Consider the following 25,614-nt stretch of genomic DNA (forward strand, 5'->3'; position numbering starts at 1 on the left):
GCGAGTAACCCCGCATATTGGTCGCAAAATGCAACAATGTTGGAGGGAGAAGCCGGGGGAGCCCGCTCACAGTCGCAAAACGCGACAATAGAGTGTGGGCAAGGCGAGTAACCCCGCATGTTGGTCGCAAAATGCAACGATGGTGAAGGGAGAGGCCGGGGGAGCCCGCTTACAGTCGCAAAACGCGGCAGTAGAGTGTGGGCAAGATGAGTAACCCCGCATATTGGTCGCAAAATGCGACGATGGTGGAGGGAGAGGCCGGGGGAGCCCGCTTACAGTCGCAAAACGCGGCAGTAGAGTGTGGGCAAGATGAGTAACCCCGCATATTGGTCGCAAAATGCAACGATGGTGGAGGGAGAAGCCGAGGGTGCCCACTTACAGTCGCAAAACGCGACAATAGAGTGTGGTAAGGAGACGTATAGGTACGCAAGCAAGTGACAAACACAAATAAGCGCCAGAGTGTCCGCTCGTTCGCGATGGGGACGTATTTTTGCTGATATAAGGCCTCTGATGTCCGATTCGGCACCCGCTTCAGTCCGCTCAGCATCCGCGACCTTTGCCTCATCACTCAGTCGGGGCGGGGATATTTACTGGTTAATCAATTGCTACCGTTGCAGGAATTAGCCGGACATGGATTGACAGCGGAACGCAAATCAACCTATAATGAGCTCAAAATTAAAATTATCGATAATCGATAATCCGTATAGGAGGACATCGAGATTGCCGAACCCTTCCCAACCGTTTGCTGTTCAATCGATCAGCGATAATGTATATCTGGCGCTTAAGAAGGACATTATGGAGGGCGCCTTGCAGCCTGGAGCCCGGCTGGTCGTGCTCGATATCGCCGGAAGGTATGCCATTAGTCAAGCGCCCGTGCGTGAAGCGCTGGAGAGGCTGAAGCAGGAAGGACTTATCGTCGGGCAAGCGAATAAGGGCTCGGTCGTCTCCGAGATTTCCGCCAAGGAAATCAGAGATATTTTCGTCCTGCGGGAAATGATCGAGGGCTATGCCGTCAAGCAGTCGATGAAGTCGTTGCGGGAAGAGGACTACGAACGGCTGGAGGAGCTGCTGACGCAACTGGAGGAAGCGGTGAACGCCAGTGACAGCATTGCCATTCTGGAGAAGGATCTGGAGTTCCACGGCTACTTCTACATGAAATGCGATAACGGAGCGGTAATGGAATTGTGGAGCCGGATGAAGTCGAAGATTATGCGCTTTATGGCGATCTCCAACCGACACTATTCCACCGACAAGCTGGTGGCCTGGCATCGCCTTCTGGTCGAGGCGCTGCGGACAGGAGACGAGGAAGAGGCCGAGCGTCAATTCATCGAGCATATGCACGCTTACAAGATCATCGAGTGGAAATAACGGTCCAGTGTCTTCACACCTTGCCCCGGGGGGGAAATGAAGCATGCGAAACGCGTTGCCGATGCTTGACGATCCAGCCGTGCTGGATTGGATGAGAGACAGCGTATTGCGAGATTTGATCTCCAACAGCGATAGGGAAAAGCAGCATATTCGACGCAAGTTTTCCGTTCTCAACGTTCAAGCCGATTGCGGTCGTCCGGCGATTGCCCTGTTCGAGTCGGAGATGGTTGCCGAGGATGAGCGGGAGCGCGAGAACGAGCGGATTCGGGACGTCCTGCGCAAGGGGCTTCCCCGTTGCGTCGTCTACAGGGACGGCGAACGCCGTACCGGACTGCTGTTTCCATGGTCGCTTGTCGGCGAAGTCCGTTCGCTGCGCGCGCAGATGAGCGAGAACTGCGCCGGAGCGGTCAGCATCGGCATCGGTGCGCCTTGCCCTCGCCTGGAGGACATCCAGCTTTCTTACGCGCAGGCGGAGGGAGCCCTGAAGGCGAAGTTCTACCGGGGAGCGGGCCAGATCATCTTGTTCTCAGAGCTAGAAGCTTATGAGGAGCTGGAGGAGTATCCCCTGGCCAGGGAGAAGGAGCTGCTTAATCGGATCAAGCTTGCCAGAAGCCCGGCGGAGATCGAGCGGGAGGTTGCGGAATATTACCGCTTCCTGTTAAGAAACGGGCCCGTCGAGATCTGCCAGATTCAAGAAATGACGCTCCGGCTGCTGGCGGGCACTGAGAAGAAAATCGTCAGCGATTCGGGGGAAGCCCGCGCGAGCCTGCGTCACGAGATCATGTCCGTTCTCAAGTCGGAGACGCTGCAGGAGCTGATGCGTTTCGTCGTGCGCTATTGCGTGGAGCTGAAGGAGTGGATGGCGGGGGCGGAAGGAGAAAGCGTCAGAAGCGTCATCAAGCGGACGCTTTCCTATATGGAGCAGGAGTGCCGGGACGCCTCTCTGGACAAAATGGCCCGCAAGGTCTACATGACGCCCTCTTACTTGAGCATGCTGTTCAAGGTCAATACCGGCAAGACGTTCATCGAGCAGCTGACGGATATTCGTATCGATAAAGCCAAGGACATGCTGAAAAACACCTGCATGAGAAACTACGAGGTGGCGGAGCAGGTTGGCTATCAGGATTCGAGATATTTCAGCCAGCTGTTCAAGAAGCGGGTCGGTCTGTCCCCCTCTCAGTATCGGGAGCTGCAAGAACGATAGGGGCGCGTGCTTATAAAATAGCGGCGCAGGGAGCTAACTCCCTGCGCCGCTGTTCTTGCGTCTGCCGATCCTCCTGCGCTTATCCGCTATAGCCGAACGCCGGCTTGCGAGCCTTGATCTCCCAGTCTGCGCGCCTCCGCCAATTCCTCGTCCCAATTCAAGTGGTGATACTCTTGCGCCTCGGCGGCGCTTCCGAACCAGTGCAGGAAGTCCTCCCACAGCGCCACGGGCCAAGCCGAGTCGATCTGCGCGGTCGAATAGGTCAAGTCCCGCAGCCGCACGAACCCGAAGATATCGCGCACTTGCGATTTCTCCGCCTGGACGACGACCAGCTCGGCTAGGTGCGGGGGAATGAAGATGACCCCGGATGGCGTCGCCAGCACGACGTCTCCCGGCAGGCAGATTGCCCTGCCGATTCGCGTTGGCGTATTCATCCCGACCATCGTCACATCCTCGATTGCGGTCGGATCGCTTCCTCGGTAGAACACGTTAATGTTGTCGATCTCGACGATCTGCTGATTGTCGCGAATACCGCCCCAGATGACCGCGCCTCCGCGCTTCGTCCGCGTCGAGATCGCCGTGGACAGGTTCCCTCCGACATACGTGCCCTTGAAGATTTTATCGAACAGATCGACGACGACCACGTCGTCCTCCTCCAACTCGTCAATGACCCATTGGTTGAAAAAGCCCTTGCGTCCCTCTTGCTCATGGCCGTAGCGCAGCAGAGCGTCATGCAGATCCGGGCGCTTCGGCACCATGACGGCCGTTACCGCTCGCCCTACCATGACTTGCTGAGGATGAATGATCTTGAAATCTCCCTCGAATTGAAACGTGTAGCCTCTGTTCCACAGCGGGCCCCAAGCCTCTTCGATCGTAATCTTTTTCATTCGGCGCAGAATGTCCGACGGCACCTTCGGTCTGCCGTTTGCGAAGCGCTCCCCTTGCCAATGAGGGGTGTATTGCGCGATTTCCTCGGTATGATTGAATTTCATCGTCACTCTTCCTTCCCTGTGATAGAGGTGGGTCAGGCGCTCACTCCTTCATTATTCAAGACCCCTTCGGCACTGTCGATGCGAGTTTTTTAAGAAGTTTTGCGGCCATCGTAAGATTGTCGACCACCGCTCGGGATTCCCTTGTTTTTTTCACCTATCGGCATTGATTTTTTCACCTGTTCACTCGAAAGCGCTTCCTTTAAAGTGAAGCACAAGAACTCCAGAGACAGTGAGAGCGAGGGGAGAAGAGATGGAGCAAACAAGAAAACGCAAGAACATGGAGATGAACAATTGGGCCGGATATGTATTCATCTCGCCGTGGTTGATCGGATTTCTGCTGCTGACGCTTTGGCCGATCGGGCAATCATTCTATTTATCTTTTACGGACTATCCCTTATTGTCCGATCCGGTGTGGAGCGGGCTCGCCAACTACAAGAAAATCTTTACGAACGATGACGACTTCGTTCAGTCGTTGACGGTTACCTTCACGTTCGTCCTGATTTCGTTGCCGCTCAAGCTGATCTTTTCGCTGCTGGTCGCGATGCTGCTCAACAAGAAGCTGAAGGGCATGCACTTCTATCGGACAGCCATCTATTTTCCGTCCCTGATCGGCGGAAGCATTGCGGTTTCCCTGCTATGGCGGAATATGTTCGGGGTGGACGGGTACGTGAACGAGGTGCTGTCCTGGTTCGGCATTCAAGGAACGGGCTGGATCTCGAATCCCGACACGGCGCTGAGCACGCTTATTCTTCTGAACATTTGGCAGTTCGGCTCGACGATGGTCATCTTCCTGGCGGGGCTGAAGCAAATTCCTCAGGAGCTGTACGAATCGGCCTCCGTCGACGGCGCGACGAAGCTCAGGAAGTTTTTCCATATTACGCTTCCGATGCTGTCCCCGGTCATGTTCTTCAACCTGATTCTCGGCATTATCGGCTCCTTCCAGATGTTCACCGCCGCGCTGATCATTACGAAAGGCGGTCCGATGCACTCCACCTACATGTACGCCATGTTTCTGTACGAGAAAGCGTTCAAGCATTTCCAGATGGGGTACGCTTCGGCGCTGGCGTGGATTCTGCTGGTCATTGTAGCGGTCATTACGGCGCTTAACTTCGCGGCTTCGCGCTACTGGGTATTCTACGAATCGGATGGGAGGGGAGGCAAATGAGAGCTTGGCGCTCGGCCGTATCCAATCATTTGTTCCTGATCTTGTTCTCGCTGCTCATGATATACCCCGTCATCTGGTGGGCGGGAGCCTCGCTCAAGACGATTCAGGAGATGCGCCTTCCCGGCATCTGGCCCGAGTCTCCGGTATGGGACAACTATATCAGCGGATGGAATTTCTCGCCGGCGGAATACACGTTCGCGCACTTTTTCGGAAATACGCTGCTGATGGAGCTCTGGAACGTCGTCGGAGGCGTCATTACGGCGGCCATCGTCGCTTACGGCTTTGCCCGGCTGAACTTCCGGCTGAAGGGCTTCTGGTTCGCCATCTTGCTAATGACGATGATGCTTCCGGCTCAGGTCACGGTGGTGCCGCAGTATATTCTGTTCAACAGCCTGGGGTGGGTGGACAGCTACATTCCGTTGATTCTGCCGCACTTCTTCGGCGGGGGAGCGTTCTTCATCTTCCTCCTCGTGCAGTTTATCCGGGGACTTCCCCGGGATCTGGACGAAGCAGCGAAGATCGACGGAGCTTCCGTCTACGGCATCTTCCTGAAGATCGTCTTTCCGCTGATTAAACCGGCACTGGTGACGGTCGGCATCTTCACCTTCATCTGGAGCTGGGACGACTTTTTCTCGCAGGTGCTTTATTTGACCTCGGTCGATAAGTTCACGGTGGGTCTGGCCTTGCGGATGTACATCGATCAATTCGAAATCCAGTGGGGTCCGATGCTGGCCATGGCGTTGGTATCGGTCATTCCCTCCGCGATTATATTTTTCCTCGCTCAGAAACATTTTGTCGAGGGGATTGCAACAACCGGCATTAAAGGCTGAAGATCACAAATCGAGAGGGGTAAACCAAATGAAACGCAAATTCAATCTGGTCTTGGCAGTGCTTATGACAGCCGTAATGCTCTTTGTGGCCGCTTGCGGCAAGGACGGAGGCAACAGCGGCAGCGAAGGAAGCAAGTCAAGCGCTCCGGCGTCCTCGGGAGCCGCCTCGGCCAAGCCGTCGGACAGCGGCAAGCCGGTAGAACTAAGCATTATGTGGTGGGGACCGGACGCCCGGCACGAAGCGACGCTAAAAGCGCTGGATATCTACACGAAGCAGAATCCTAACGTTAAGTTCAAGCCGGAATATGTCGCTTGGGACGCATTCTGGGCCAAGCTACCGACACTGGCCGCCTCGAAGACGATGACGGATGTGCTGCAGATGGATGCGGCGTATATTCAGGAATACGCGAAGAAGAACACGCTGGAGGACTTGTCCGATCTCGATCTGAACGGCATCGTAGATCCTTCCGTTATCGAGAACCTGAAGATCGACGGCAAGCTTTACGGGGTGCCGCTGAGCCAGAATGCGCAAGGCATCGCCTTCAACAAGCCGGAGCTTGAAGCGGCGGGCATCGAGCTGCCGCAGCAGAACTGGACCTGGGACGATTACTTCGCGTTCGCCCGGACGGCGAAGGAGAAGCTGCCGGAAGGCAAATACGGCATCTCGGACACGTCCAATCTGTGGGATTGGTATCAATGGTACCAAACGGCTAACGGAGGCAAGCCGCTCATGTCGGACGGAGGCAAGACGTTTACGCTGGACAAGGAGCTGTTCATGAAGTATCAGAACACGTTCGCGGAGCTGCGCAAGGATAAGATCGTGCCTCCGGCCGACAAAGTGCTGGCCTTCCTGGAGAACGATCCCACGGCCGATCCGATGGGATCGGGAGCGATTATGACCCGCGGAGCGACAACCGGCTCGGTCAGCGCGCTGGAGCAGCTGCTTCCGGGCAAGGTCGACGTCGTGAACATGCCGACCGGCTCGGCGGGCGGCGGCTGGGCGCAATCGACGATCTTCCTGTCGGTCAGCGCAGGCTCGAGCAACAAGGAACAAGCGAAGGCGTTCGTAAAATGGTTCATTACAGACCCCGAAGCCGGCCAAGCGCTGGGACTGACGCGCGGCATCCCGATCAATCCGGAAATCTACAAGGCGCTGGAGCCGACGCTGCAGCCGAAAGACAAGCTCGGCAAAAAGATCTACGACGTCGCGCTGGAAAAAGCGCTGCCGTTCTACCCGATCGCTTCGGGCTACACCGAATGGGTGGATACGTATAAAGCGACGATGGAAGTCGTCATGTTCAACAAGATGAGCATTGAAGACGCCTACGAGAAGCTGAACAAGCTGGGACAGGAAATCGCCGCCAGAACGAAATAACGCAAGGCTCGCTTAAGCCTTGCCCTGCACGGGCCGTCTGATCGCATTCGCGAAATCGACAGACGGCCTCTGTTATTCCATCGGCAGCACCTGACATATCAAAGGACTTATGGGGAGGCTCATCCATGCAACTCGCAGAATTTTTCACCTCGCAGCCGGACCGGCTGTGGCAGCTCGCCAGGCAGATGGGCATCGGCCACGCCGTCGGACCATTGCCCTGGGAAGAGACAACGGAACAGCCGTGGGACCTTATGCCGATGATCCGCATGAAGCAGCGATTCGAGGATGCCGGTTTATCCCTCGTCGTGATCGAATCCGCGCCGCCTACGAACCGCATCAAGCTGGGCGCAGCGGGGAGAGACGAGGAAATCGGCTATGTGAAGCAATTGATCGCGCATATGGGAGTTGCCGGCATTCCGGTGCTTTGCTACAATTTCATGGCTCAGTTTAATTGGTTCCGTACGTCGACGACGACACGCACGCGCGGAGGAGCGCTGGTGTCCAGCTACGATCATTCTCTCATGACGGAAGCGCCGCTTACGGAAGCGGGGATTGTCACGGAGGATCAACTATGGGAAAATTTGAAATATTATCTGAAAGAGATTGTCCCGGTCGCGGAGAAAGCCGGCGTTAAGCTGGCGCTGCATCCCGACGATCCGCCGATTACGCCGATTCGCGGCGTATCCCGCATTCTGCGCAGCGCGGATGCGCTGCAGCAGGCGATTGATCTGGTGCCGAGCGAATACAGCGGCGTAACGCTGTGCCAGGGCACGCTGGCGACGGCCGGGGAGGATATTCCGGCGGTCATCCGCCGATTCGGTAAACAGGGCAAAATCTTCTTCGCTCACTTCCGCGACGTTCGGGGGACCCCGGAGAAATTCGAGGAGACCTTCCATGACGACGGGAAAACGGATATGCTGGAAGCGATGAAAGCGTATTACGACGTAGGCTTCGACGGTCCGATGAGACCGGACCATGTGCCGACGATGGAGGGAGAGGCCAATGCCAACCCCGGCTACGAGTTGCTCGGTCGCTTGTTCGGCGTCGGCTACATGAAAGGCCTGATGGAAGCGGCGCGGATCAAATAAGAAGCCGGAGCGCATAAGGAGGGATTGGCGATGAGCATTCGAATACCGACGCTGGCGGCTCTGTTCGCCGCCGTCCTTCTTCTTGCCGGCTGCAGCCTGCTCGGTCCCCGGCAGAGGGCGGAGCCGACTCAAGACAAAATCAAAATTACGATTATGCATAACTGGACCGTCGAGGACGGTAAAGCCAAAGCGATGCGAGAGGTGATGGAGCGCTTTCGGGCGGAGCATCCTCTCATCGAGGTCGAGGAGGAAGGATTGTCCACGGACGGCTTGAAGGCGCGGCTTCGCACGCTGGCTGCGGCGGACGAGATGCCCGATTTGTTCGTAATGTGGCCGGATGCGATGACCCGTGATTTCGTACGCGGGGATTTGCTGCAGCCGATCGACGACTTTCTGAACGAGGAGCCCGAATGGCGGGACAACTTTATTCCGAACGCGTTCGACGGCTACACGGTTGGCGGGAAAATCTACAGCGTTCCGATGAATCGGGCGCCCACCTCGCTTATCTATTACAACAAAGCGCTCTTCGACAGGTATAACGTAAAGGTACCGACAACCTGGCAGGAATTGATCGACGCGGTGGAAGCCTTCAATCGCCATCACCTTATCCCGATCGCGCTCGGCAACAAATCCAACTGGTTTGTCCAGTCGACGATCTTCAGCACGCTCGCCGACCGGGTTACCGGGACCGATTGGTTTCTTCGGGCAGTCGCCCAAGACGGAGCCTCGTTTACGGACCCCGAGTTTATCGAGGCTCTGAGGCTGCTGCAGGACTTCGGCAAGCTGAACGCCTTCCAGCCGGGCTTTAACGGCATCGACGACAATCAGATGATGCAGCTTTATTTTACAGGACAGGCGGCGATGGTGATCAACGGCGGGTGGGCGGCATCCGGTATCGTTCAGAATGCGCCGAAGGAAGTGCTCGATCATACGCACGTCACCATACTGCCCGCCGTTGAAGGCGGGAGGGGCAATCCGCATTCCACGTCGGGGGTTGTCGGCACGGGGCTGGGCGTCAACAAGAAGCTGACGGGAGACAAAAAAGCGGCGGCGATGAAGCTGTTCTATGCGCTCTCCGGGCCGGACGGCCAGCGGGCGACGCTGGACAGCAACACCTTGATCAGCTACAAGCTGGAGCTGGACAAGAGCACGGCCAATCCGATGTTCGTGGAACTGAACGAATTGATGCAAAGCGTGGAAGTGAGCCCGGTATACGACGTCAAGCTGAGCGCCGTTCCGGTAGAGGCGATGAACAGCGGTCTGCAAGAGCTGCTTCTCGGCGAGGATCCCGAGGAGGTTGCCCGCAAAATACAGGAGGCGTATGCCGGCACGATGGGCAACTAGAGGATAAGGCTGGGAGGAACGCGAATGAGGAATTGGATGAACCTCTCGCTAAGACGCAAATTATCCATAATTATTATGATTTCCACATTGGTTCCCTTGCTTTCCTTGGGAGCCTTTACGTATATCATTTCCTCGAAAGTGACGGAGGAGAAGACGAAGCAATCCGGCATCGACACGCTGCGTCAGATGGAAGGGAAGCTGAGATTCCTGATCGACGACGTGGAGAATATCTCGATGTTCCTGATCGGACATTACGACATTCAGCGATACTTGATCGAAGCGGAGGAGGACGAGCAGCTCAAGTCTCGCATTCTGAACCTGATGCTGAATCTGTCCAGCTCCAAGAAGTACATTCTGAACATTACCATCTACCCGAACAACGCGACCTCCGCCTTGTCCAACTCCACGATCTACGCGTCCAATCTGGATGAGCAAGTCAACCTCTATCAGGTCAAAAGCAAAATGTGGACGGGTATCTACACAGTGTCCAACTTTTCCGGCAGGCATGAGGTGCTTTCCTTTATCCGCCCGCTTAGAAGCATCTATAATTACGAGAACATCGGGTGGCTTGTGATCAGCCTGGACGAATCGGTAATCTCGGAGTATTGGTCCGAGCCCAACCTGGGGGACGGGCAGGGACAGCTTGCGCTGCTCAATGAACAGGGCATCGTTCTTTCCTCCACGGAGAAGCAGTGGCTGTCGCAACCGTACGACAAGCTGTTTCCTAAATTATGGAGCAGGCTGCACAGCGGCGACCATGGCGAGACCGTATACGGGGAAAATAAAGATAAAAAGACGATCTTGTACTATCGGCAGCCGACGACCGGATGGACATTCGTCGGCTCGATACCGTATGAGCTGTACAGCTCGCAGAACCGATATATTTTGCTGCTGACCGCGGTTGCCGTCTTGATTACGATTGCCATCAATGTCGGCTTGGTCCTGTTCGTCATCCAGCGCGTGACGAATCCACTGCGCGTGCTGACGCGGCTTCTCACGAAGGTGAATCCCGACGGCCCGATGCCGGTCTATCATTCGACGGCGAAGGACGAGATCGGCCGTCTGGGCGAAAGCTACAACCTGCTCGGCAAGCACATCGAGCAGTTGAAGGCGCAGCTGATCCGCGACGAGACCCGCAAGAAGGAAGCCGACATTCGCGCCTTGCAGGCCCAGATCAACCCTCACTTTCTGTACAATACGTTGTCCTCCATTCACTGGATGGCTTTAATGACGCAGGAGAAAAGAATAGCCGAGATGGTAGGCGCTTTGAGCGATTTCCTGCAATTCAGCCTGAACAAGGGCAGCGATTACTGCCCCGTCCATCAGGAGGTTGCGCACATACGCAACTACGCCCAGATTCAATCGATCCGCTATCCCGACAAATTCGAGGTCGATTGCACCGTCGATCCTTCGCTGGAGGAGCGCATGATGTTGAAGCTTCTGCTGCAGCCCCTGCTGGAGAACGCCATGATTCACGGAATTCAGAAGAAGCCGGGCAAGGGCACGATCGGAGTCTATCTGGAGCGGGAGGGCAATCGCATGAACGTCCTTGTCATCGATGACGGAATCGGCATGACGGAGGAGCGGCTGGAAGCCGTTCGCGCCCAGCTTCATTCGGGCGGCGATGCATACGCGCCACATTCAAGCTACGGCCTGCGGAACGTCAACGAGCGGCTCAGTCTTCATTACGGTCCCCAGTCCCGGCTGCGCATAGAGAGTAAGCACCAGATCGGCACGAGAATCACCTTCTCAATTCCATTGCGGGAGGAATCCTATGAGAATCATGATCGCGGATGACGAGGTCATTATCCGGACAGGATTGGCAAGCGTCATTAACTGGAGTGAAATGGGGATCGAACTGCTCGCTCCCGCAGCGTCGGCGGAGGAAGCGCTGGAGAGAATCGAGAGCGAGCGTCCCGATATTTTGTTGACCGACATCCAGATGAACGGCAAGAACGGGCTGCAACTGGCCGAAGAGGCCCGGCTGACCTTGCCGAATCTGGAGGTCATTATCCTGTCCGGCTACGATGACTTTATCTATGCGCAGCAAGCGATCCGGCAGAACGTCAGCGACTATCTGCTGAAGACCAGCCGACCGGAAGAAATCATTAAAACCGTATTGAAGGTCAAGCAGCGCGTAGAGGAACGGAGAACGTCCCAAAGCCGGGAGCTGGCGTACAGCCGGGAGCACCGCAACGGCTTGCTGAAGCGGTGCATCGTTGACGGCGAGAAGCTGAGCGCGGAAGCGGAAAGCGAGCTGTCGTCCATAGCCGAAGCGGCGGGCCTTGTCGGCCCCGGCAAGCAGGCGATCGTCTCGTCCGTCTCGGCGGCAGGCTGGGGCGGCTTGCAGACGGAGCAGTCCTTGCTGCTGTTCTCCGTAGACAATCTGCTCGCGGACCTGTTGTCCTGCATCCGCTTCGTTCACAAGAACAAGGTCATTATGGTTACGACGCGGGAAGGGGGCTTCGGAGACAAGCGGCAGCTGCGAATGACAATGGACAAAATGGAGAGGCTGCTGAAATGCCAGCTGACCGTCATTACCGGAAAGCCCGTCACCAGCCCCGAGCAATGGCATGAGTCTTATGCAACCGTGCTGGAGGCCAGCAGGTACGAAGCGCTGCTTCCGCACAAGCATTGGGATTATTCGGATATTGAGCATCGCAAGGGCGGGAAAGCGGTCTGTACCTCCGAGGAGGAGAAGGAGCTGTCGTGCCGGCTACTGGACAATGATCTTATCGGGCTCAAAACCTGGGTTCAGCGCTATATCCAGCAGCTTCTGGACGATACGGAAGCGACGCCCGAATCGTTCGAGGCGGCTGTTCAATCCGTGGCGATCGCCGCGCATCGCTGGCTGGATCGGGTGCTGGTCGCGATCGGAAGGGAGCGGGAGGCGGCAGGCGTCATCGAGCCTTATCAGTATAAGCCGGATACTCGCCCCTTTGACAGCTTGTTTCAGCATTTGCATGCCGTGATGAAGCTGTATCACCACCGCTTCGCGGAAGGTAAAACCGCGCATGTGCAGCGGGCAATCGCGTACATTGAAGAGAGCCTCGGCCGGGATTTCGGCTTGCAGCAGGTAGCCGAGCATGTTCGCCTGCATCCGAATCATCTAAGCGAGCTGTTCAAGAAAGAGCTCGGGATGAAATTCGTCGATTACGTTACGCAGAGAAAGATGGAACGGGCGGCGCGAATTCTGACCACCTCGCCGGCCAAGATTGCCGACATTGCTGCGATGGTCGGATATGAAGATGTGAAGTACTTCGGCCAGATGTTCAAGAAGCATACGGGGAAGACCCCGAGCGAATACCGGGAGCAGGGCTCGTCCGACAAAGGGCAGGACAGCGAATAGCGCGTTCCCTTGGCCGGACGGCATTGCGTCTCACGCTCCCGGGAGAATCAGCTCCATAATCTGTCGTGATTCCAATATTGGTTCCATGAGTCTGTCGGCTCCCATACGCCGGGAATTTCGGGATGCAGGTGCTGGGCGATGATCTCGTCGTTCAGCTCTTCGATGCCGAGGCCCGGCGCGTTCGGCACGGCAATAAAACCGTTCTGGACAAGCGGCTTCGGAAGATAACCGCTGACGATCAGATCGTCCCACCAATCGATTCCGTCGGAATGGTATTCCAGCGCCAGGAAATTTTCCGTAGCGGCGGCCACATGCACCGCAGCCAGGCAGGCGATCGGACTCTCCGCCATATGGATCGCCATGGCCGCGCCGTAATCCTGCGCCATATCCCCGATTTTTTTCGTTTCCAGGATGCCTCCCGTCGTAAGCACGTCCGGATGTACGACCGATACCCCTCCGGCCTCCAGCAGCGGCTTGAAGTTTTCTTTCAGGTAGATATCCTCTCCCGTGCAGATCGGCGTCGCCACCGCGCGCGCCAGCCGGGCGTATTGCTCGGTATAAGTCCAGGGGATCATATCCTCCATCCAGGCCAGATTGAATTTCTCCACTCTTCTGCCCAGCTTGATGCAATCCTCGACGCCGATATGGCCGAAGTGATCGATGGCCAGCGGCACCTCGGAGCCGATCACCGAACGAACCTCCGCAACATATTGCTCCAGCAGATCAAGCCCTTTCTCCGTGACGTGGATGCCCGTGAACGGATGGGCGATATTGTACAGATCGTAATGCCGGCTGCGAAGCTGACGGGTATCGTCTTCGGATAGCTCGCGGCTTCGTCCGTACCATTGCCGGCTGATGTCCTTCAGCTCGTTTAACCAGCCGATTGGCGCGCTCAGCGTATCGGGCTCATGGATAATCTGACTGATGCCCAAGTCCATTTTCAGGAACGTAAAGCCTTTCTCCATCTTGCGCTTCAGCGCCTCGCCCATGGCTAAGCCGGTATCCTTGCCGTGAACGTCGGTATCGCAATACATCCGTATCCGGTCGCGGAATTTCCCTCCCAGCATCTGATAGATCGGAATGCCGTAAGCCTTGCCCGCGAGATCCCAGAGCGCGATCTCAATGCCGCTGACGCCTCCGCCTTGCCGGGCATGATGGCCAAATTGCTTGATTCGGCGGAACAGCTTGTCGATGTTGCAGGGATTTTCTCCGATCAGCCGGCTCTTCAGCATCAGCGCGTAATACTTATCGGCGTTGTCGCGCACTTCTCCGAAGCCGACCAGGCCTTGGTTCGTATACACCTTGATCAGGCTGCTGTGAAAAGGCGCTCCGACGATATCCGCGAATCGGATGTCGGTTATTTTGAGCTGCGATGGGTTGGAATAGGGGTTGACGTAAGCTAATGCGCTTTCATAGGTTTCGGCAGGCGACATGGACAATCTCTCCTTTGTGCACGGCTGTGGACGAATTGGATTCCCGCTTTCTATGTTACGATTGCAACGGGTTGTTCGCGATGCCGCAAACTTACGATTTTGTTTGATTTTTTTCAAACTTTGACGAGGGCTGCCGCTTAACGCTTTATTGCCGTTTTTCGCTCCTATCCGGGCTTACGCATTGACCGACTTCTTGTCGGCCCTCTATAATGAGATTGATTATCACTGATTGCAGGTCAAGCAAGGCCTGCCCTTTGCTTCAACTATCGGAAAGTATTAGAAGCAGACCTCCTTTATACTCATCTGATAGCGCGATACAAAACGTCTGCCGCCTTACTAAAGGATGGCGAAGCCGTTTTTACTTGGGAGGCTGATGTTACCTATGGAAAGCGTCGACACATCGAAAAGCTGCCGCTTCGAGGAACTGGCGAATATGTTCAACATCGGATTAACGGCGGCGGAGAATCCCATGTTCAGCTTGCCGTTGACGGAACTGCTTCTGGACGAGAAGATGCTGTTCCTCATACATATCCAGATGAAGACGATCAAGACGAGCGCACCCGAGGCTTCCGCAGTGTCGGTTGCTTCCGGGTTGGGCTATCTGGCGTACGCTCAGCAATATGCCCTGTCCGCTTACGACTGCGCCATCGATTTGTCCCTGGACAACGTTGACGTGCATGTGTTCATGAAAAACGGGTATACCGCCGTAGGTTATACGTTAAAGCGATGGGGGGAACGGATTGCGCCGGCACCCGGCTTGGCCAGAGACGGCTGGCGCCAAGAGGCTCTGCACGAGACCTACTCCCGCACGTTACTCCCTATACTGGAGACGGCCAGCCGGGTAGCCGCCATTCCTATCCGGGAGCTGTGGGGGCAATTGTCGACCGGCCTGCGCTACTATATGCGGGTCTGGTCGGAGCGAGCCTCCTCGGACTGTTTGCGTCATGCGCTGGAGGAGAATTACCGGTATCTTCGGGAAGAGCTTGACCCGTCGGCGTTCGGGATGAAGGTTAACCCTTATCGCAGAGACCCGATTCTGACGGAGGACGCGCGCGAGCCTGGCAAGATGATTCCGCTCAAAAGCGCATGCTGCCTGTATTACAAGTGGGAGGACGGGGATTATTGCTTCTCCTGTCCCCGCTTGAAGGAGTCGGAGCGGGAACGGCGGCGAATCGCCTGGCGCGAGGCGAACGCCGCGAACTGAGAGCATTCGGGAAAGTATCCCGGCAGAGGAGCTGTGCCGTAATGAGCAATAAACCGCAAACCGTGGACAGAGCGGAGACGAGGCTGATCGGGTATTCGGTCACGGCTTCGTTGAATCAAGATCTGGCAACGGGAATCATCGGAGCGCTACGGGGAAAGCTCCGGGACAGGCTGCGCGAGATGGGCCATCCCGGGGAGACGGAAGGCATGTATCTGGTCCAGGTGTACCCGGCGGAGGAGTGGACGCCCGAGGTTCCTTTCGACAGCATCGTCGGGATCGCCGTGAGCGATTTCGCTTCGGTTCCCGAAGAATTCGTTCGGCATACGCTGCCGGCCGGAGCTTATGTGAAGGTTACGCATCAAGGACCCGAGTCCGAAATCGACCTGACCTACGACTCCATTCGGGAGCAGGGGCTGTGCGATTGTCGGCCGTTCGACTTTGAGTATTGGCCTAAGACGGACTCGCTTGAGCAAGCGGAAAGCGAGATCGAGATTTATTTGCCTCTCTAGGCATTCACGCGAAATACCCGATTCGGCTTAAGCTTCTTCCAGCCGAATCGGGTATTTCATCTATAGGGCGGATTGCGCTACTCTTGATCCGGGTACGGATCGATCGTTCGAATCGTACCGTCCTCGTTGTAGAAGAGCTCGGCGTACTTCACGCTGCGCTTGTTGTCGGCTCCGCCGGACAAGGAGCTGTCATGGTAGAACAGATACCATCTGTCCTGAAATTGCACGATGGAATGATGCGTCGTCCAGCCGAGGACCGGCGTCAGTATCGTTCCTCTGTAGACGAATGGCCCGAGTGGGTTGTCGCTCGTAGCGTACACGATCCGATGCGTCGTACCGGTCGAGTAGGAGAGATAGTAGATTCCGTTGCAGCGGTGCATCCAAGGACCTTCGAAATATCTTCTGTCCTCGTCGCCGACAAGCAGAGGCTGCCCCTCGTCATCGACGATGCGAATTTCCCGCGGCGGCTCTTTGAAAGAGAGCAGATCGTCGCTTAATTCCGCGACTTGCGGGCCAAGCGCGGGCTCTGTCGCCGACGGACCTTCCGCATCGGGGTCGAAGGTGCCGCTTTGCCATTTCTCCAGCTGACCGCCCCATAATCCGCCGAAGTAGACGTACGCTCTGCCGTCTTCATCGACGAACACCGCCGGATCGATGCTGAAGCTTCCCGGGATATAGTCCGCTTCGGCTTTGAAGGGACCGGAAGGAGAAGCCGAGGTGGCGATGCCGATTCGGAAAATATCGTCTTTGTCCCGGGCCGGGAAAAACAAATAATAGGTGCCGTTCCGGTATGCAGCGTCCGGCGCCCACAATTGCTTTGTTGCCCAGGGGATATCCCTGAGATGAAGGGCTTCTCCGTGATCGATGCAGGCAGAGGAAACGTCGTCCATGGACAGGACGTGATAATCCTCCATATCGTATTGATCGCCGTTATCGTTCGAGATCATCTCGTGATCCAGATCGTGGGAAGGGTAAATGTAAAGCTTGCCTTCGAACACGTGGGCGGAAGGGTCGGCGGTATAGATGTGGGTGACGAGCGGCTCGTTGGGTTTTGTCATCTCTGGGGCTCCTTTTGTAGGGTTCATGAAAACGCCTCATTAATTTTATCAAAGAGACAAAACGCTTGAAACCTATGAAAGTAAGGGGATTACCCCTGCAAATTATAGAATTTGGCCCGGCGATAGGAGAGGACACTTAAGAAAAATAGAGACAGGCGAGCTTTTCCGACATTCTCGTCGCGAGCGCCTGCGTCGTCAGCGTCGGGTTCGGGCCGCCGATTCCGTTGAAGTGAACGCTGTTATCGGCGATGAACAGGCGCTTGACCTGATAAGCCTCGCAATTGGTGTCGACTACGTAACCCATTCTCATCGTGCTTTCCATATGAAGCATAAAGCTGAAGGGCGTATCGGAACGGATGATCGTTCTGGCCCCGGCCGCCTTGAGCGATTCGCATGCATAGCGGGCGAGCCGATCGCGCCGTTGCAGCGTTTTCGGACTTGGCGTGTAATGGACGACCGGAATCGGTCCGTTCTCGTCCTTCAGCACCGGATCGACCTCCACCCGGTTGCGATGCAATGTCTCGTCGTCCGTCAGGAGAAGGTAGGTCATGGTGCGGGCATAGTTCCGCATCAACTCTTTCAGCGCGGGGCCAACCACGCGACCCCGAATGTCCCACGGCTCTCCCGGCTCGGGCGCGCGCAGAGCATCGTAGCCCGCTTCGCTAAAGCCATAGGTCAGGAAGGACATCAAGCCCGGACTGAGACAGGAAACCTGGAAAATGCCCGTGCCCGGTATGTCGACCCGGGCGCCGGACGTATGGCCGACATACGGAAATACGGCAGGCTGTCCCAGAATGCGCATCAGCTCCTGCTCGTCGAATACGCCGCCGACCCAATCGAAGCAATGATTTGTAAGTCCTCGGCCAACCCAGGCATTATAAGGCAGACCGGAGTTGAGCCATAGCCGCGGGGTCTCTATGCAGCCGCCGGCGAGCACAACCGTTCTTGCCGTCAACTCGTGAAATTCCCCGGTCCACGTATCTCTGAATCGAACGCCGGTTGCGCGCAAGCCTTCCTGCGGATGCTGCTCCGTCAACAGGCCTACAGCGAAGGAGTTGGGCCGGATCGCTACGTTACCCGTTTTGAGCGCCAACGGGACATAGCTGACCAAGGTGCTGCGCTTGGCGATCCTGTCCACCGACGGACCTGCGGTGCAGCCGTTGACGCAGTGGCCTTGCAGGGTACAGCCTTCCATATTCCACAATTGTTCCATCGAATAGCGCTCATCCATCAGGCGAGGGTTGACCGGAAGGATGGCGTTGGGGTTCGGCCGATAGCCCGGCGTTGTCACGTTCAGCGTCGGGATCAGCTCCCATCCGGCTTTACGGACGCCGTAATAGAACAGCTCCTCTTTAGGCGTTGTCGGCGAGAACTGGACGGGAAGCGTGGCTTCGACCTTCTCGTAATACGGAATCAGCTCGTTATATCCGATCGGCCAGACGCCGTCGACCGCAGAGGGGAAGGCGCGCGGCGACTGCGCCCAGTAGTGCTGCGTCGTTCCTCCGACCCCAGCCGCCTGCCATATGTCGCCCTTCTGGCGCATCACCCGATGCCATGGGGAGCGTCGCCGGTCCGCTGGACCGAAGCGGAACACGCCGGATACGACATCGTTCATATTATTTTCGTACATGTTAAAGACCCGTTTGTAGATGCCCACATCCAGATCGTCGTAGCTGGAGCTCCATTCTCCGCCGCGCTCGCGATTGGGCTCTTGCCACTGCTTGTTTCCATAGAAAGGGCCGGCTTCCAGCACGAGCACCTTCAGCCCGGCCTCTCCGAGCTCCTTGGCCGCGACCGCGCCTCCGCCGCCGGACCCGACGACAATGACATCCGCATCATACAATGCAGCATCCGCCTCCTTCCCGTACAATTGTCAGCTCGTATCCCCGAAATGCGCGATAGCCTTTGGATACCCCCGGATAACCGGCCTGCAACCAGCCTATCGGAAAATACGCCAGCCTTCGTTCGGTCGGCGCGGCCAGCCGGGTTGCTCCGTATGCAGGCCACTCCGAGTAATTTCCGAACATCGTTTGGCGATTGAGAAAATCGACGGCGTATTTGACGAGTCCGCCGTCATTGCGGTATGGGGGCGGCAGCGTCCCGAGATCGATCTGCAGGTTTTCGAGCCCGGCCAGCGTGCGGATGCGATCTTCGGGAGAGAAGGAGGCGAACGGGACTGTGCCCGGCGCCGCATACTTGACCTGTCCGGAGGCCGCAAGCTGAACCGCCCCGGCATTCAGCAATCCGGCGGTGGGAGCGGCCAGTGGCACGGCTTCCGGATAAGCGCCGAGCACAAGCGTCAGGCTATGATCCAGCTCCCAGATCATATACTCGTGAACGGTGAGCTGGACGGCGCCGATCGGCTGCTCCGCTCCCAGCACGGCCATAGCGGGCGTATAAGGCACAATCGCATCGACGAGCGCGCGAAACGTCTGGAACGTGTACGCATCCGCGTTGGCCGCATATGCGATAGCAGGATGCATCTGAAATCGCCTCCTTGCGCGAAAGCTTCTGATCATTGGAGCCTATTCGGCAGCGGTCGTCCGATATGCCTCGTCGCTATGGATCATGTGGGGACGACCGTTCTGATTGCGCACTGGATATCTGCAAGAAAAAACAAGGGCCCTATGGCGGACCCTTGTTCTAATTATGCTCTTCTATAGCCAATCGAGTGTCGAACCGATCGTTATTGCTGTGTAATCAGCCTGACTACGTCGTCGACTTTTTTGCTGTGGGCAATCGCACCGGCTGCCATCCAGTAGCTGATGTCTACTTCAAACACATGATTGTTCTTCACAGCGGGCAGATCCTGCCAGAGGGAGCTGTTCTGCAGCTCGTTCGCCTTATCTCTTGCGGTTTCCCCTTGTACGAGGAGGAAAATATAGTCCGCATCCAGATCGGGCAGGAGCTCAAGAGAAAATGGATAGTTGTAGTCCCAGCTCAGTTCTTTAATGAGAGGATGCGGCTTCAACCCCAGATCCTGGTATAACACGGGGCCGCTGTAGTAGGTGCCGTCCATTAGCAAAAACTCTTTGGGCTTGATGCGGATAACGGCGAACGTTTTGCCCTCGGTATACGGCTTCAAAGCGGCTTTGGCTTCCGTAAGCTTGTCCTCGTATGCCTGAATAGCAGCATCGGCTTCCTTTTGCTTTCCTACGATGTCGCCAAGCGTATTCAAGGTGTCTTTCCAACTGACCGTAGCGTCTTCAAAAGCATAGGTTGGCGCAATTTTACTGAATTGCTCATAACCTCCGTCTTTGGCAAGATTGGTCGTATAGAGCACGATGAGGTCCGGGTCTGCGGCAAGCAATGCCTCCAGATTGGGACCATCCGTAAAGTCCAGGAAGGGGACATCCTTTAGGTAAGGCTGAAGATAGTCTTGAACATAGCTGCCTAGCGACCATTGCATGGTCGGCGTAATGCCCAGGGATACCAACGCATCCTCCACATAAGGAGCGACGATACGCTCGGGGTTGGCGGGAATGACGACATCGCCGACGGCATCATGGACGGTTCTTGTCTGTTCGGCGGATGGAGCAGCACTTTCTTTTGATTCTGCGGATTGGGAAATTTCGACGCTAGGCTGCACAGACGGCTCTCCAGTTGAGGCATTGTTGCAGGCTGCCGCAAGCAAACCGAATACGGATAGTGTAAGGACGGACAACAAGATGTTTCTAAATCTGGTCATGGTATTCCTCCGATGTTGATTATCATTCTCATTTGAATCATACCACGAGAAACATCGGCGTCACTATAGAGTATTGTGCGTACTCAATTTAGGCAATTGTGCGCGGACAGCAGACTAACTCAAGCTTGCGGATGCCCATTCCAGCTGTGTCAGATGGCTGACTGAAGCGTATTCCAACCAAGGAATTTCCGGCACGATGTACAGGGATTCCTTGTTGACGGCCGGTATGCGGTTCCATTGTGGCTCAGTCTGCAATCTTCTCCAGAGTCGTTCAGAAACTGCGGACTTGTCGATTGCGACGAGCATAAGTTCGGCTTCGCCCTCGATCAGTTCTTGCAAGCCGATCTCTCTGCACACTCTTGAAGGATGAACCTCAAATGCCGGGGGGAGCCGCAAATCTTCGAACAGAACCGCGCCGCCGTTGCGGCGTCCGTACACCAGTAGCTTTCCTTCATTTATATGCAGCAGCGCCGTCCGCGGACAACCTTGCCTGCGCTGAACGGACATGCGAACCTCCTTGGCCCGTCGTTCATAGACGCGAAGCCAGTGTTCGGCTTTTTTTCGGTTGTTCATGAACTCGGCGATCTCCATAAAATGCTGTCTCCATTCCAACTGCATCCATGGAATGCATTTTAAGGGGGCGATCTCCCGTAAGCGCTCCAGTACCGCTTCGTCGATCAGTTCATCGCACAAGATGACTTCGGGCTCGGCGCGAGCAAGTAATTGCAGGTTTTGCTGCCAGCTTGAAGGATCGGGATGCTGCTCTTTTCTGAGATGGCAGCTTATGCTTTCATGGAACCGCGTCCTGGAACCATCGCGACGAGGATCCACGTAGGCGGCAAACGGGGTAATTCCCAAAGCCAGCATGTGTGCGGCATAATGATAGCTCAGCACTGCGGCCTTCTCGCGCTTGCGCGTCTGATAATCGGCGGGAGGAACGCCGACCGTCTCCTTGAATCGGCTTCGGAAGTAGGCTTCATCTTGAAAGCCGGAAAGGACCGCAATCTCCCGGATGGAGCTTTTCCCTTGCAGAAGCAGCAATTCCTTGGCTTTGTCTATACGTATTCGCTTCAGCATCTCGGAGGGACTCACCCCGGTTGCTTCCTTGAATTTGCGAGAAAAATGCCACAGGCTCATGCCTGCTACCGCTGCAAGCCGATCACGGGATACAGGCTGATGATAGTGCTCGGTCATGTATCTCATCGTCCTTCGGATAGCTTCCTTCTGATTGGCCGAATCTTCGGCATGTCGGTCCGCGGGAAGCATGGCGAGCAACTGATGAAACGCCAGATGGCATTCAAGCTCATTCAGCGGCGATCTCGCTTCCGACAACGAGCAGAGCCGTTCGACGAGCGGACGCGCTTTGTAATAGAAAGTTCCAGAAAGCTTGCCGATAGGAAGCCATTCGCACTCCCGCTCTTGCACAAAGAACCGATCCTGTCCACGATGGCCCGAGTATCGAAGTCGTTCGAAGCGGATACGTGCAACCGCAAGCGCCTTGCCTGGCAAGGCGTTCAGCTTGAACAACTGGCCGCTCTTCAGCAGAACCGATTGTCCGCGATGGAGAGGGAGCAGGCATCCATCTGTCTCCAATACCCCTTCGCCGCTATGAATAAGAAGAAGTGTCCAGCATTCGGAAAACTGTTTTGTAGCTTCGGGCTCAATGTATATAAAGAAGGCATGGGCATCCAGCAGGCGAAACAGCGTATCGGCCTGCTGCTCATGGTTTTGAGGATATCGCTCTTGTTGTTCCGGCATAGATCGTTCTCCTTTTCCGATTAACATTCCTTAAGCATGAACAAGGAGCCGGTTTTCTTTGGATGACAAGGATTATCCTATCATAGGTGAAATCGGTGCTGGAAGCAATCGCTTGTGGGAGCTCCGAAAGGGTGATTTGCCGAACGCATGGCAGAGCGGTGTTTCCTGATCTATAAAGTCTCTTAGCAACGCAATAGAGATGCAAGGATAACCCTGCATCTCTAGATGAGCCGTTACTGATCTACGATTATTACTGGATTTGTCCGGTTTCCCGCAGGTATTGTTCGATCAATTGATCGGACGGCACGTTCTCGGGGAAATAATCCGTGTAGACGCTGCCGAATGTGGCCAGCAGCCAGTCGCTCGTATATTGATTGCTGACGTCGGCGAAGAGTTTCCGAAGCTCGCCAACCGTGTTGGTGTGCTTGATGCCGTAAGGGTCGACCCAAGTAATCTTGCGATTGAGATCAACCTTGCGTACGTCGACGAGAATGGATGAGGTTATCGTTCCGCTTTGCTTGAAGTAGATCGCTGTCGTGCTTTCGTAAGGGTGCCCCTTCAGCAGCTTATAGCCGGCGTATTTGCCTGTGCCGGCGACGGCATAAAGTCCGCTGGCTGTCTTGGTTGTTTGTCCGGACTGATAGGTGCTTACGCTCATCGAAGCCTGACCGAAGGCGATGGTCAGCGTTTGCGTAGCCGGCTTCCAGGTCAGCTTGGCTCCCAGCGCGGCGCTCAGCAAATCCGCCGGAAAGTAGGTTTGGCCGTTTTCGCTTCGCACCGCGGCCTTCAGGGTTACGTTCTTGCCGTTCACGGTCGCGGCCTTGCTGCCTGCTTTCAGCTTGATCTGGGTTTTACCGACCGTAATGGTATGGCTCTTGGTCGCCGCGTCGCTGGCAATCGTGCCGCCCAGCGTCTGAAAGACGGACTTCATCGGCAGCATGGTTACGCCGGAGATCGTTTTGCCGCCTTGCAGGGCTTTGCTCTGAGAAGCAACGACAGTCAGAGTCTTCGACAATCCGGCGGCAGTTATCGTAACAGTCGTTTCTCCTACGGCGAGCGCCTTCCACGTTCCGTCCCCTTGCTGCTTCAGCAGATGCGGCTTATCGATGGAGACTTGCACGTCTTTACCGCCCAGGCTCTTCTTAGTGCCGGTGTTGTATTTCAACACGAGCTGCGGCTTCAGGCTTTCGCCCACCTGCACCTTCGTACGATCCAGCGACACCGCGAGCTCTTGCGGATACGGAAGCGACAGCGTGTCCGTCGTGCCGTCCCGGTCGTATGCGATCCAATCGCCGTTATCCAGTCGAGCGTAGAACAGATATTCGTTGTCGGCCGATACGACCCGATCAACTCCCCGTACCCCTGCGAGCTCGGAGGTCGCCATTTTGCCATTTCGCGATTCGAAAGGGTTGTTGAGCGCAACGGAGCCGTCTTTACGTACGATAAGCAAAGCTTTGTCGCTGACGAGGGCGATGTTCTTCGCATCGGTAGCGACGGTAACAGGTATAGGCTTCAGGTAATTCGGGCCGTCGTTCATTTCGAAGTAGTTGAGGTTGTAAAATACGACCTGCCCGTCACGCAGCAAAGTTGCGATGACCGATTCGGAAACCTGAACATCGGCCACATCGCCCGCGTTCGAAACCTTTCCCCATACGACGGGAGTTCCTCTATCACTCTTATACACGATATCGCCATTCGATTTCACTAAGCCTGCATAGCGGTTGCCGACCGCCATCAGGGAGACATCGGATAAGCCCTGTACCTGTTCGGGCTTCCCGGTCTGTAAGCTGTAAGTCCACACGGAGCCGTCCGGCTTGAGCCAATGACTCCCCGACACTTGCTTAACATCTGATGCGCTCGCGATCTTGCCGTAATCTGCTTTATCCGTCCAGGCTGTCAGCGAGCCGTCGGGAAGAACGCCGATGCCCTGGTACGTGGAGCCTGAGATTGCTTGAATCCCCAGCGAGCGGGTCTGCATGGTTAATTTGCCAAAGGAGTCCGTCAACCAGACCGTGCCGTCATCCGCCAGCAGCGCACCATTGCTTAAGACGGAAAGGATACGGGGAGCTTGGCCCGTGGCTTGCGCGGATGCGACTCCGGCTGCAGGAACCCATCCGGCCGCGATGACTATGCTTAAAATAAGTACGGTGATTAAACTGCGTTTCAAGAGAATCCACCTCTTCCAAATAATGAAATTCCTATTAAACATACCAAGGTTCCAGCTGTACGTCTATCCAAAATCCCCCATTGTACGACAAGTTTCGGCATCATTGTTGCGGAAAGGAATTGAACCAACTTAGGGGGAGGTTAAACGGCATATTTGGCTTATATGGGTTGATTCAAGGGGAGCGAAAGGACAAGTCAGGCTCGTCACTGGGGACGGGAGAGGAAGGTTTGATTGACGCGCTTCGAGCGGTTGGATAAAAACTCCTAGGCTGATACCTATGGGTAGTTTCAGTCTAGGCTTCTGCGGAAGGAGCGGCGCCGATCAGGATCGTTTGATGACGTTGATAAGCTTGTTTCAATCCACGCTCCCGCGTAGGGAGCGACAGCGAACATTGTGAGCCCTTGCCAGACAAGGGCTTTGAGGTACAAAAGTGCGAAACGATTTTTTTGACATAGGGAAACAGGCAAATTCTATGAAAGGCCGCGAACCCTTGTACAGCAAGAGGTGCGAATCCCTTAGGAAAATCGTGTGAGCTTGGGGTTTGCACTAAAGGGATGAATTATCTCTATTATAAACTGTTGCAATGGTGAACAGAAAGAAAAATGAGGTTGAGGCTTCAATCCACACTCCTACACGAGGAGCGACCTGCGGGGCGCCGTATTCGTGGGCCGTCTTAAGGCTTCAATCCACACTCCTACACGAGGAGCGACATATGGTCGTCATTGACGAATCCAGTAGCTTCAAGCTTCAATCCACACTCCTACACGAGGAGCGACCGCGATGAGCATAAAACTGAAATGGAACGGTTGCGGCTTCAATCCACACTCCTACACGAGGAGCGACGGGCTAAGCCCTCTTTGCTGCAAAGGTCCTGTAAGCTTCAATCCACACTCCTACACTAGGAGCGACGAAAAATTCGCTGGCGCTCCAGGAATTGCAGGCGGCTTCAATCCACACTCCTACACTAGGAGCGACGTATCCACAACGTCGTGCCTTTAGCGCCAAGAAAGCTTCAATCCACACTCCTACACTAGGGGCGACGTTCGGAGGGAATATGCCGAGCAGGAATCAATAGCTTCAAT

General features: G+C 55.7%; 19 protein-coding genes and 1 CRISPR repeat array (1 of these 20 cut by a window edge). Of the genes, 11 read left to right on the top strand and 8 right to left on the bottom strand.

All coding sequences use genetic code 11. The annotated features are described in order from the left end of the window. Positions 1-720 precede the first annotated feature (720 nt). Both ACFO1S_RS23280 and ACFO1S_RS23285 read left to right on the top strand, forming a co-directional pair. Positions 721-1,368 carry a GntR family transcriptional regulator gene (locus ACFO1S_RS23280; protein ID WP_378127662.1) on the top strand — a complete coding sequence of 216 codons (648 nt, stop codon included), beginning with the start codon at positions 721-723 and terminating at the stop codon, positions 1,366-1,368. 43 nt (positions 1,369-1,411) lie between these two features. Continuing rightward, positions 1,412-2,572, top strand: a complete 1,161-nt coding sequence (locus ACFO1S_RS23285; protein WP_204605044.1) for a helix-turn-helix domain-containing protein — start codon at positions 1,412-1,414, stop codon at positions 2,570-2,572. 86 nt (positions 2,573-2,658) lie between these two features. Here ACFO1S_RS23285 and ACFO1S_RS23290 read toward each other — a convergent pair whose 3' ends face one another. Continuing rightward, complete coding sequence (locus tag ACFO1S_RS23290) at positions 2,659-3,564, bottom strand: RraA family protein (protein WP_204605045.1); 906 nt, start codon at positions 3,562-3,564, stop codon at positions 2,659-2,661. A gap of 250 nt (positions 3,565-3,814) precedes the next feature. On the opposite strand from ACFO1S_RS23290, the gene ACFO1S_RS23295 reads away from it, so the two are divergent. The 7 genes from ACFO1S_RS23295 to ACFO1S_RS23325 all read left to right on the top strand — a co-directional run bounded on the left by ACFO1S_RS23295 (position 3,815) and on the right by ACFO1S_RS23325 (position 12,715). Further along, entirely contained in the window at positions 3,815-4,729 is a 915-nt protein-coding gene (locus tag ACFO1S_RS23295; protein ID WP_204605046.1) for a carbohydrate ABC transporter permease, read from the top strand. Continuing rightward, positions 4,726-5,559 carry a carbohydrate ABC transporter permease gene (locus ACFO1S_RS23300; RefSeq protein ID WP_204605047.1) on the top strand — a complete coding sequence of 278 codons (834 nt, stop codon included), beginning with the start codon at positions 4,726-4,728 and terminating at the stop codon, positions 5,557-5,559. The genes ACFO1S_RS23295 and ACFO1S_RS23300 overlap by 4 nt, the downstream gene beginning before the upstream one ends. A gap of 28 nt (positions 5,560-5,587) precedes the next feature. After that, positions 5,588-6,934, top strand: a complete 1,347-nt coding sequence (locus tag ACFO1S_RS23305; RefSeq protein ID WP_204605048.1) for an ABC transporter substrate-binding protein — start codon at positions 5,588-5,590, stop codon at positions 6,932-6,934. Between the two features lie 125 nt (positions 6,935-7,059). Then, positions 7,060-8,022, top strand: coding sequence for a mannonate dehydratase (locus ACFO1S_RS23310; RefSeq protein ID WP_204605049.1), 963 nt, complete (start codon positions 7,060-7,062; stop codon positions 8,020-8,022). 30 nt (positions 8,023-8,052) lie between these two features. After that, complete coding sequence (locus tag ACFO1S_RS23315) at positions 8,053-9,366, top strand: extracellular solute-binding protein (protein ID WP_204605050.1); 1,314 nt, start codon at positions 8,053-8,055, stop codon at positions 9,364-9,366. A gap of 24 nt (positions 9,367-9,390) precedes the next feature. Then, positions 9,391-11,163 (top strand): sensor histidine kinase, encoded by a 1,773-nt coding sequence (locus ACFO1S_RS23320; RefSeq protein WP_204605051.1) that lies wholly within the window; start codon positions 9,391-9,393, stop codon positions 11,161-11,163. Continuing rightward, complete coding sequence (locus tag ACFO1S_RS23325; RefSeq protein ID WP_204605052.1) at positions 11,141-12,715, top strand: response regulator transcription factor; 1,575 nt, start codon at positions 11,141-11,143, stop codon at positions 12,713-12,715. The genes ACFO1S_RS23320 and ACFO1S_RS23325 overlap by 23 nt, the downstream gene beginning before the upstream one ends. Positions 12,716-12,762: 47 nt before the next feature. Here the strand turns inward: ACFO1S_RS23325 and ACFO1S_RS23330 are convergent, their stop codons facing one another. Continuing rightward, entirely contained in the window at positions 12,763-14,148 is a 1,386-nt protein-coding gene (locus tag ACFO1S_RS23330; RefSeq protein WP_204605053.1) for a mandelate racemase/muconate lactonizing enzyme family protein, read from the bottom strand. A 382-nt stretch (positions 14,149-14,530) separates the two neighbouring features. Here ACFO1S_RS23330 and ACFO1S_RS23335 point away from each other — a divergent pair, with 382 nt between their 5' ends. Both ACFO1S_RS23335 and ACFO1S_RS23340 read left to right on the top strand, forming a co-directional pair. Next, the gene (locus ACFO1S_RS23335; RefSeq protein WP_204605054.1) at positions 14,531-15,352 is read left to right on the top strand and encodes a (2Fe-2S)-binding protein; all 822 of its coding nucleotides are present in this window, start codon (positions 14,531-14,533) and stop codon (positions 15,350-15,352) included. Positions 15,353-15,393: 41 nt separating this feature from the next. After that, positions 15,394-15,861 carry a GyrI-like domain-containing protein gene (locus ACFO1S_RS23340; protein ID WP_204605055.1) on the top strand — a complete coding sequence of 156 codons (468 nt, stop codon included), beginning with the start codon at positions 15,394-15,396 and terminating at the stop codon, positions 15,859-15,861. Positions 15,862-15,938: 77 nt separating this feature from the next. Here the strand turns inward: ACFO1S_RS23340 and ACFO1S_RS23345 are convergent, their stop codons facing one another. From ACFO1S_RS23345 to ACFO1S_RS23370, 6 genes are all read right to left on the bottom strand, one after another. Next, positions 15,939-16,919, bottom strand: a complete 981-nt coding sequence (locus ACFO1S_RS23345; RefSeq protein ID WP_204605056.1) for a glycoside hydrolase family 43 protein — start codon at positions 16,917-16,919, stop codon at positions 15,939-15,941. Between the two features lie 136 nt (positions 16,920-17,055). Continuing rightward, positions 17,056-18,762 (bottom strand): GMC family oxidoreductase N-terminal domain-containing protein, encoded by a 1,707-nt coding sequence (locus ACFO1S_RS23350; protein ID WP_204605116.1) that lies wholly within the window; start codon positions 18,760-18,762, stop codon positions 17,056-17,058. Further along, on the bottom strand, positions 18,755-19,402 hold the full coding sequence (locus ACFO1S_RS23355; protein ID WP_204605057.1) for a hypothetical protein: 648 nt from the start codon (positions 19,400-19,402) through the stop codon (positions 18,755-18,757). The genes ACFO1S_RS23350 and ACFO1S_RS23355 overlap by 8 nt, the downstream gene beginning before the upstream one ends. 203 nt (positions 19,403-19,605) lie before the next feature. Continuing rightward, positions 19,606-20,607 (bottom strand): ABC transporter substrate-binding protein, encoded by a 1,002-nt coding sequence (locus tag ACFO1S_RS23360; RefSeq protein ID WP_204605058.1) that lies wholly within the window; start codon positions 20,605-20,607, stop codon positions 19,606-19,608. 114 nt (positions 20,608-20,721) lie between these two features. Continuing rightward, a complete protein-coding gene (locus tag ACFO1S_RS23365) occupies positions 20,722-22,365 on the bottom strand; it encodes a helix-turn-helix domain-containing protein (protein WP_204605059.1) in 1,644 nt (547 codons plus the stop codon). A gap of 250 nt (positions 22,366-22,615) precedes the next feature. After that, positions 22,616-24,532 (bottom strand): stalk domain-containing protein, encoded by a 1,917-nt coding sequence (locus ACFO1S_RS23370; RefSeq protein ID WP_204605060.1) that lies wholly within the window; start codon positions 24,530-24,532, stop codon positions 22,616-22,618. A 613-nt stretch (positions 24,533-25,145) separates the two neighbouring features. Further along, positions 25,146-25,614: a CRISPR direct-repeat array (repeat unit 32 nt; unit sequence GCTTCAATCCACACTCCTACACGAGGAGCGAC); it runs 24 nt beyond the window's last position.

The organism is Cohnella boryungensis, from assembly GCF_042651945.1.
Classification (GTDB): domain Bacteria; phylum Bacillota; class Bacilli; order Paenibacillales; family Paenibacillaceae; genus Cohnella; species Cohnella boryungensis.

Excerpts from the sequence above, each read along its gene's own strand:
- ACFO1S_RS23285 (WP_204605044.1), top strand. The coding sequence starts at position 1,412 with ATGCGAAACGCGTTGCCGATGCTTGACGATCCAGCCGTGCTGGATTGG.
- ACFO1S_RS23290 (WP_204605045.1), bottom strand. The coding sequence starts at position 3,564 with ATGAAATTCAATCATACCGAGGAAATCGCGCAATACACCCCTCATTGG.
- ACFO1S_RS23295 (WP_204605046.1), top strand. The coding sequence starts at position 3,815 with ATGGAGCAAACAAGAAAACGCAAGAACATGGAGATGAACAATTGGGCC.
- ACFO1S_RS23300 (WP_204605047.1), top strand. The coding sequence starts at position 4,726 with ATGAGAGCTTGGCGCTCGGCCGTATCCAATCATTTGTTCCTGATCTTG.
- ACFO1S_RS23305 (WP_204605048.1), top strand. The coding sequence starts at position 5,588 with ATGAAACGCAAATTCAATCTGGTCTTGGCAGTGCTTATGACAGCCGTA.
- ACFO1S_RS23310 (WP_204605049.1), top strand. The coding sequence starts at position 7,060 with ATGCAACTCGCAGAATTTTTCACCTCGCAGCCGGACCGGCTGTGGCAG.
- ACFO1S_RS23315 (WP_204605050.1), top strand. The coding sequence starts at position 8,053 with ATGAGCATTCGAATACCGACGCTGGCGGCTCTGTTCGCCGCCGTCCTT.
- ACFO1S_RS23320 (WP_204605051.1), top strand. The coding sequence starts at position 9,391 with ATGAGGAATTGGATGAACCTCTCGCTAAGACGCAAATTATCCATAATT.
- ACFO1S_RS23325 (WP_204605052.1), top strand. The coding sequence starts at position 11,141 with ATGAGAATCATGATCGCGGATGACGAGGTCATTATCCGGACAGGATTG.
- ACFO1S_RS23330 (WP_204605053.1), bottom strand. The coding sequence starts at position 14,148 with ATGTCGCCTGCCGAAACCTATGAAAGCGCATTAGCTTACGTCAACCCC.
- ACFO1S_RS23335 (WP_204605054.1), top strand. The coding sequence starts at position 14,531 with ATGGAAAGCGTCGACACATCGAAAAGCTGCCGCTTCGAGGAACTGGCG.
- ACFO1S_RS23340 (WP_204605055.1), top strand. The coding sequence starts at position 15,394 with ATGAGCAATAAACCGCAAACCGTGGACAGAGCGGAGACGAGGCTGATC.
- ACFO1S_RS23345 (WP_204605056.1), bottom strand. The coding sequence starts at position 16,919 with ATGACAAAACCCAACGAGCCGCTCGTCACCCACATCTATACCGCCGAC.
- ACFO1S_RS23355 (WP_204605057.1), bottom strand. The coding sequence starts at position 19,402 with ATGCATCCTGCTATCGCATATGCGGCCAACGCGGATGCGTACACGTTC.
- ACFO1S_RS23360 (WP_204605058.1), bottom strand. The coding sequence starts at position 20,607 with ATGACCAGATTTAGAAACATCTTGTTGTCCGTCCTTACACTATCCGTA.
- ACFO1S_RS23365 (WP_204605059.1), bottom strand. The coding sequence starts at position 22,365 with ATGCCGGAACAACAAGAGCGATATCCTCAAAACCATGAGCAGCAGGCC.